This is a genomic window from Mesotoga sp. HF07.pep.5.2.highcov, from assembly GCF_003666285.1.
Classification (GTDB): Bacteria; Thermotogota; Thermotogae; order Petrotogales; family Kosmotogaceae; genus Mesotoga; species Mesotoga prima.
Genome location: NZ_JFHJ01000608.1, coordinates 1 through 2,084, shown reverse-complemented (window position 1 = coordinate 2,084; position 2,084 = coordinate 1). Strand labels below are relative to the sequence as shown.

Genomic DNA, 2,084 nt, shown 5'->3' with positions numbered 1-2,084 from the left:
TTTGATCCCCTCCATATAAGCGTGCCTCTAGCATTGGTGTGCGCGTTTTTCACAAGCACCTTTATATCATACTTCCTCGCGAATTCCGATGCTCTGCTTTGAAGAACCTGAGCACCCTGCTTCGAAAGCTCTATCATCTCTTCCCAAGATATCTCTTTTATCGGTCTTGCATTGGGAACTATCCTCGGGTCGGCCGAATAGACGCCGTCCACATCCTTGTATATTTCGCACAGCTGCGATCCCAGCGCCTTTGCAAGAACAACGGCGGTAAGATCAGATCCCCCCCTACCGAGTGTCGTGATCTCTCCGGAGAATGTGGACCCCTGGAAGCCTGCCACAACCGGAACGTAGCCATTCTTCAGATATCTGTTTATAAGGTCGGCATCTATCCCGACGATTCTCGCGTTCGAGAAGTTCGAATCGGTCTGTATCCTCGCCTGATTACCGGAAAGGGAGATCGACTTCATTCCAAGCTCTTGAATCGCCATCGCTACAAGGGCAATCGACTTCTGCTCGCCTGTCGCCAGAAGCATGTCCATCTCTCTTCCGTTTGGCTTGTCTGAAATCTCTCGGGCAAGTTCGTGAAGCGTATCTGTTTCAAAACCCATTGCCGATACAACGAGAACGGGTTTGACGCCGCTCAGAACCTTTCGCTGGACCCGCTGCGCCACATCCTTTATCTTCTCCGGCGTGTCAACTGAAGTCCCGCCAAATTTCATAATCACAACGGAATTGCTCTGCTTCTCCGCATATCTCGACGCCCTCAGAATGTCAGAGATGATAGCCGTTGCGGTCGGCTGGGCTCCCGCGCCCTCGCCCCTGAGAAGAAATCTTCCAGAAAGATCCGTTTCAACTTCTATGGCGTTCTCGACACCGTCTACGCTCCACAGTGGATCGTCTCTTTCAACTTCCTGCGGCTGAACTGAAGCTATCTCTCTTTCGAAGTCGATTGCCCCGATCAATTTGAGCTTTTTCCCTGCGGTCGCTGCTCTCTCAAGATCGCTTTTCTCTATTCCTTCGATGCCCTTTGTTTCAATCGTGGAAATACCGGGGAAGACGCCTGTTTTGACGCCGGTGAGCACCGACAGCTTATAAGCGGCATCGTAGCCTTTCACATCGCTCGATGGATCGGCTTCCGCATAACCCTTTTCCTGAGCAATCTTCAGAGCCGAAGCGTAGTCAATTCCCTTCTGCATCTCGGAAAGTATGAAATTCGTTGTCCCATTCAGAATACCCCGAATGCGTTTGATTCCATGGAAGATGAGATAGTCCTCCAGAAGAGAGATGATAGGAATACCCCCGCCGACGGCCGCTTCGAAGAATAGGCTCTTAATCGGAGAACTGTTCATGAATTCGTTGCCGAATTCCGAAATAAGCATCTTGTTGGCCGTCACGACCGTTCTATTAAGCTCTAGAGACTGCTTTACCAGCTTTCTGGCGGCTTCAGTCCCGCCAATAGTTTCTACAACTATATCGCTGTTTATAATAAGATCCTCGAAATCCTCCGCGATCAGATCGGAAGGAATTCCCAGCTTCTCGTACTTGCTGTGAGTTCTCGTAATAACCTTGGAGACGACGCATCTTGTCCCCGACCGCTTTTCGATCTCGTCTCCCTTATCCGAAAGAGTCGCGTAGACACATGACCCGACTGTACCGAGTCCGGCAATTCCGATCCTCAAAGTGGTGCACCCCCTCCTGAAGCTTTGAAGCCACTATCAATCAAAAGTATACACCGCAAAGACGTGGTCGGTGGTAGCAGTTAGGGGGTTGGAAAGGACAAAGAATCAGTTCCAAGTTGTGAGTTGCATGTGAGAATAAATTCGATCCAAACGGATGTAGGGGCGTGCGGCGGCACGCCCGCTATCAATAATGATCAATCTTCCCAAGGATAGAGATCGTCCTCTTCAATAGTTGAACGAACCGAATTCTGGCCAGAAGCATGCCAGAATGACGCAAAGGGCTGTCATCCCGAACTTGTTTCGGGTCCCGGTTTTTGAAGACCGCGGGCTGGAGTAGCGGGTTGGAAAGGACAAAGAATCAGTTCCAAGTTGTGGATTGCATGTGAGAATAAATTCGATCCAAAC

The 2,084-nt window shown here is 50.2% G+C and carries 1 protein-coding gene; it reads right to left on the bottom strand.

Going from position 1 to position 2,084, the window contains the following annotated elements:
- Positions 1 to 1,679 (bottom strand): homoserine dehydrogenase (locus BG32_RS12960; protein ID WP_121526950.1); only part of this gene is annotated, 1,679 nt, incomplete at its 3' end.
- Between the last annotated feature and the right edge of the window lie 405 nt (positions 1,680 to 2,084).